Source organism: Hyphomicrobium sp. (assembly GCF_020852195.1).
Lineage (GTDB): Bacteria > Pseudomonadota > Alphaproteobacteria > Rhizobiales > Hyphomicrobiaceae > Hyphomicrobium_C.
In genome coordinates this window covers 1-5,094 of sequence record NZ_JADZBI010000100.1, presented here as the reverse complement: position 1 = coordinate 5,094, position 5,094 = coordinate 1, and the positions used below count along the sequence as shown (strand labels likewise).

Annotated in this window: 5 protein-coding genes; 3 read left to right on the top strand and 2 right to left on the bottom strand. The window is 65.4% G+C overall.

The window, feature by feature from the left end:
* A partial coding sequence (locus tag IT540_RS08175; RefSeq protein ID WP_291175600.1) for a DUF892 family protein occupies positions 1 to 493 on the bottom strand: 493 nt, incomplete at its 3' end.
* Between the two features lie 156 nt (positions 494 to 649).
* Here IT540_RS08175 and IT540_RS08170 point away from each other — a divergent pair.
* Complete coding sequence (locus IT540_RS08170; protein ID WP_291175597.1) at positions 650 to 1,144, top strand: ferritin-like domain-containing protein; 495 nt, start codon at positions 650 to 652, stop codon at positions 1,142 to 1,144.
* A 204-nt stretch (positions 1,145 to 1,348) separates the two neighbouring features.
* Here IT540_RS08170 and IT540_RS08165 read toward each other — a convergent pair whose 3' ends face one another.
* A complete protein-coding gene (locus IT540_RS08165; RefSeq protein WP_291175594.1) occupies positions 1,349 to 2,389 on the bottom strand; it encodes an ROK family protein in 1,041 nt (346 codons plus the stop codon).
* Between the two features lie 275 nt (positions 2,390 to 2,664).
* On the opposite strand from IT540_RS08165, the gene IT540_RS08160 reads away from it, so the two are divergent.
* Together IT540_RS08160 and IT540_RS08155 are read left to right on the top strand one after the other, a co-directional pair.
* Positions 2,665 to 4,047, top strand: coding sequence for an autotransporter outer membrane beta-barrel domain-containing protein (locus IT540_RS08160; protein ID WP_291175592.1), 1,383 nt, complete (start codon positions 2,665 to 2,667; stop codon positions 4,045 to 4,047).
* Between the two features lie 227 nt (positions 4,048 to 4,274).
* Positions 4,275 to 5,094, top strand: an 820-nt coding sequence (locus IT540_RS08155; protein ID WP_291175589.1) for a HAMP domain-containing protein, incomplete at its 3' end; no start/stop codon positions are given.

Here is a 5,094-nt window from a genome sequence, read left to right as displayed (position 1 = left end):
TATTGCGTTCGGTGACAGTGAGCTTGCAGCCATCCGCTGTGAGATCCTCGAACGCGAGCTCCGAGAGAACGCTCGCCTGCACCAGCTCCTCCGCGATGCTGCGGCGGATGTCGGCCAGCACCTCGACCAGGTGACACTGCTCCGACCAGCGCAGAAGCGCCTCGTAGAGCGTGATTTCGTAGCGCTTGATGGCGAGCAGGGCGGCTGCGCATCCTTGCGCGCCGTCACCGCGAGTGCTCGTCTCCCACGCTTCCCTGAGCAAGGCCGTGGTCGCCCACGACGCCTCGCCGACGGGCTCGAGGTAGAGCACGCGGAATATGTTCTCGATCCGCTTTTCCTGCCGCGCGGACTGCGTCTCGATCTCGCGCAGTGCGTCCTTCAACCGGCGATCGTCCACACGGGACCCCACCGGCCGGAGCGATGCCACGAGCTGCTTTTCCGCATCGTAGATGAAGCCCAGGGTGCGCCTGTAGACGCGCTCGAATTCCTGCATTCGCCGCCTTGTCGGGTGCTACGTCAACGCCAAGCGATAACGCGCCGCAACATGGAGCGGTTCCCGCGGCCTTGAATGCCCTCTCCGATGGCGAGGAACCGGGAGCCGGGCGGCAGAATTCACCTGCCGTGCAACCCCCGTGTGGTGGAGATGAGCATGTCAGTAAAAACGATGGAAGACCTCTTTGTTGCGACCCTGAAAGACATCTACTACGCCGAGAAGCAGATCCTGAAGGCGCTGCCCGGCATGGTGAGCAAGGCCGACAACGCCAAGCTCAAGAAGGCGCTCGAGACCCACAAGAAGGAGACGGAAGGGCAGGTCGACCGCCTGGAGAAGGTGTTCAAGCTGATCGGCGTTCCGGCCCGCGGCAAGAAGTGCGATGCCATCGAAGGCATCATCGACGAGGCCAAGGAGCACATGGACGAGATCAAGGATGAGCGCGTGCTGGACGCGGGAATTATCAGCTCCGCGCAGGCCGTCGAGCACTACGAGATCTGCCGCTATGGAACGCTGATCGAATGGGCCAACGATCTTGGTCACTCGGACGCGGCCAAACTTCTCGCCGAGAGCCTGAAAGAGGAGCGGCACGCCGATACGCTGCTGACCGAGATCGCGCGCGGCTCCGTCAACAGGGACGCCGAGGCTGCGTAGCGGGCTTGGCTCTAACAACAGCGCGTTCGCGTTGGGGCGTGTCTGGATCTCGGCCGTCCGTGCGGAGCATGGCTCCGACATGACACCGGGATGACGAGATGGGTATGCGGCGTCCTTGATACTTAACGTCACTCCGGCGAAGGCCGAAGCCCAGACACGCCCGAGAGGGACACGATCCTCTCCTCCGCAGAACAGCATGGCCGACTATTTTTTGCGTCGCGTCGAGAAGCGCACGTTGCCGAGCCCGGTGCCGATGGTGAGCGCACCCCAGCGGTCGAACTTGCGCATCACCGGCAGCTCGCTCAGGCCCTGCACCACGGCGTCGTTGTGCATCACGGCGGCCGTCTCGTGCTTGCCGATCTCCGGGATCGCCTCCCGCAGGGCGGCAGGCAGATTGAAGGTCTTGGTTTCCCAGTTGCCCGGCAGGTTCTGCGCTCCGGTCTCGATCGAGCCGTCCGGGCGGATAAGGCCGGGGCAGCCGATGCCGATGACCGGAGCCAGGTTGATCTTGGCCTTGCCCGCGGCCTTGATCAGGTCCTTGAGCATGTCGATCAGCCGATCGACGGCCTCGTCGCGCTTCGTCTTCTCGTCGCCGTGCCGCCACAGCTCCGACTTCCACACCTTGGCCTTCTCGAGCTTCGACGATTTCTTGAGGTTGAGCTCCACGACGCCGGCGCGGATGTTGGTTCCGCCGATATCGACCGCAAGGATCCCGTCGAACCCTTCGAGCGTCCACGACGGCATGAGGTGGGCCGCGCCGATCAGCCCGGCTTCGTCGGGGTGATTGCGGATCAGCTCGATCTCGATGTCGGTGCCGCCGGATTTGAGCAGCACCTCAGTGCGCCCGATGGCAAGCTCCCCGACCCGGCTCTCGCGGAACCCGCCGCCGATGACGATGGCTTCGGTGTCGCGCCAGCTAGCGGTCTTGAGAAACCGGCGGATGACGTGCTCGAGCTCCTTGGCGAAAGCCTCGATGGCGCTGTGAATGAGACCGCCGACCTCCGGATCTCCCTTGGCCAGCATTGCGTCGAGATCTTTCTTGCTCACCTCCTCGGTCGGCTGGTCGCCGAGCGGGTCGGCACCGAGCTTGCGCAAAGGCTCGCGCCATTCGTCGATGATGGCCTTGAACGCACCCCGGCTCGCGCGATCGCCGACGAAGCCGTCCTCGTCGCGGATCTCGAGATTGTAGCTGTCGACTTCCACGCTCGGCAGCAGCTTGGCGCCATGTTCGGTGATGACCGGCAATCGGATGACCCCCGTGAGAAGTAAGCGGGATGGTAAGGAGAAGGTTTACGGCGGACGCGCCGCAGACCGTATGAGACGAGCTAAACGCCGGCCCCTGGCCGAAAGATCGGATCGTCGCAAAATTTTTCCGAACGCCGATCACTTGCCATGCCTGTTTCCGAGGCACCGAATGGCGCGCCAAGAAGCACGCGGGAGCCACGCTTTGGTCTATTTTCGCGGCCATAGAGGGCCTTGATCAGCAAGGAAAATATGAGTTGGAAGGAGATCCGCGAACGATGCAGAAAATCGTTCACGCTCGAACCCTGCGGGGAGCGGCATGGTGCGCGCTCGCGGCCGCATCGCTGACCGCGGAGCACGCCCGCGCCGGACCCGCCAGCGTGGGGTGTGACGCGGCCAATCGCGGCGGAATGAACATGCAGGTCACCGCCGGAGGGCAAGCCGCCCGGCAGGCGACGTTCCAGAAGGGCGAGACGCTGACTCTCAACGTGTCGACGCAGGGCACGGCGGCCATCACCGTATCGAGCCAGGGCGGAGACGCGCGCACCCTTCATTCCGGTCGAGCATCGTCTGTCATGTTCGTGGCCCCGAGCACCGCGTCCTACGGCTTTCGCCTCGATGCCGATGCGGAGGCGAGCGCGCAGCTCGACGTCACGTGTGCTTCCGTCGCCAGGGCCAATGCCGAGCGCGCGCTTCTCGATCGCCGCAAGGCGTATCTGGCGGCGCGCGATCCCGATCGCGTTCGCATCGACCGCCCGCAGACCGAGGCCAAGCCGCTCGACTCCTTTGCCGCCTCGCCGACCGACGGCGCACCGCCTCGCGACGTCAGCGCCTCGATCAGTTTGTCGGAGCTCGCCGCCGCCATGAAGGTTGGCACGGCACACGAGCCGAGCATTCTCGATTTCTGGTTCGAGGGCCGCTACACGACCTACGACACCATCGACATGGACGCACGCCAGAACGACGGCAACTTCAGCGTCATGTACTTTGGCAGCAAGTATATGCTGGGACCTGACATCATGCTCGGATACCTGGCTCAGTTCGATCAGGTGGGCGAGACCAGCCGCTACAGCGGCGGCGTGTCCTCGAGCGGCTGGATGGCCGGTCCTTACATGAGCGTGCGCTTCGGCCCCGGCGTGGTCTTCGACGGGCGTGCGGCCTGGGGTACGGCCGAGACGAGCGTGCCCAACGGCGTGCTAGTCGATACGACCCCGGTCAACCGCAGTCTGATGCGCGGCACGCTCCGTGGGACGCGCCAGGTCGCCGGATGGACGGTCGTGCCGAGCGTGGGCCTGAGCTACGTTGAGGACGTACCGAAGTTCCAGGATACAGCGTTCATGGAGGCGACGCCGATCGGTACCGGACGCCTGGACGTGCTCCCCGAGATGAAGCGCCGCTTCGACCTCAACAGCGAGACCTACATCGAGCCGCGCATCGCCGCCGGCGGCTTCCTGTCGTTCGACGACATCTCCCGCCTCGCGCCCGGCGGCATGGCGGCCATCCAGAACCCCGACCTGCACTGGAAGGCCGAAGCCGGTGTCGCCGTGGGCGTTAAGGACAGCCTCAACCTGCAGGCGACGGGCGGCGTGGAGACCGGCGGCGGATCGGCCGCGGACACCTGGTCGGGCCGGCTTCAGCTCAACATGCCGCTCGGCCAGTAAGCTGGCAGGCATTCGGGCACGCCAAGACCCCAAAAAACACGTGGAACCTTGATGTACCCCTGTGCGTTTGGCACTGCCGAGCGGAAAATAACGGGCGAACTCAGGGGGGCAGAGTGCTTTCAGCCAAGAGCGCGAGCAAGGATCAAACGCTGCAATCGCTGCTGGCCGCACTTCAGGCCCTTGGACAGGGGAACAGGTCCGTTCGTTTGCCGTCGGATTTACCGGGCGTGGCCGGAGAGGTCGCGCGGGCGTTCAACGCCTTGGCGGAGGCGAACGGCGCCAACGGCGAGCATGCGGCACCCGTCCGCAACGGCGGCATGCGGGTCCGCACCTTCCGCCCCTTCAACGGCACCCATGGTGCGCGCCCGGACAGCCTGCACCTCGCTGAGCACGCGCCGGAGCTGCTTTCCGCCCTGATCGCCGTCAAGAAAGGCGATGCGTCGGTCAGGCTCCCCGTCGAATGGCCCGGCCTTTCCGGGAGGATCGCCGAGACCTTCAACGACATCGTCGAGCTCAACGGCCATCTCGAGCGCGAGCTTGAGCGGCTGAGCGAGGTTGCGGGCAAGCAGGGCAAGCTCAGGGAGCGCGTGCGGCCGGGCGCCGCGACGGGCTTCTGGCGCACGTCGATCGAGTCCGTGAACTCCATGATCGACGACCTCGTGCACCCGTCGAGCGAGGTGGCGCGCGTGATCGGCGCCGTCGCCCAGGGCGACCTTACGAAGACCATGGCGCTCGAGGTCGAGGGACGCCCGCTCGAGGGCGAGTTCCTGCGTACGGCCAAGGTCATCAACGCAATGGTGGACCAGCTCCGCTCGTTCGCCTCGGAGGTGACGCGCGTCGCGCGCGAGGTGGGCACCGAGGGCAAGCTCGGCGGCCAGGCCGACGTCAAGGGCGCATCCGGCACGTGGCGCGACCTGACCGACAGCGTGAACCTGATGGCCGGCAACCTGACGGCCCAGGTGCGCAACATCGCGGACGTGACGACGGCTGTGGCCCGCGGCGACCTGTCGAAGAAGATCACGGTCGACGTCAAGGGCGAGCTTCTGG

Bases quoted from the DNA above. Each gene is read 5' to 3' on its own strand.
- IT540_RS08160 (WP_291175592.1), top strand. From the start codon at position 2,665: ATGCAGAAAATCGTTCACGCTCGAACCCTGCGGGGAGCGGCATGGTGC.
- IT540_RS08170 (WP_291175597.1), top strand. From the start codon at position 650: ATGTCAGTAAAAACGATGGAAGACCTCTTTGTTGCGACCCTGAAAGAC.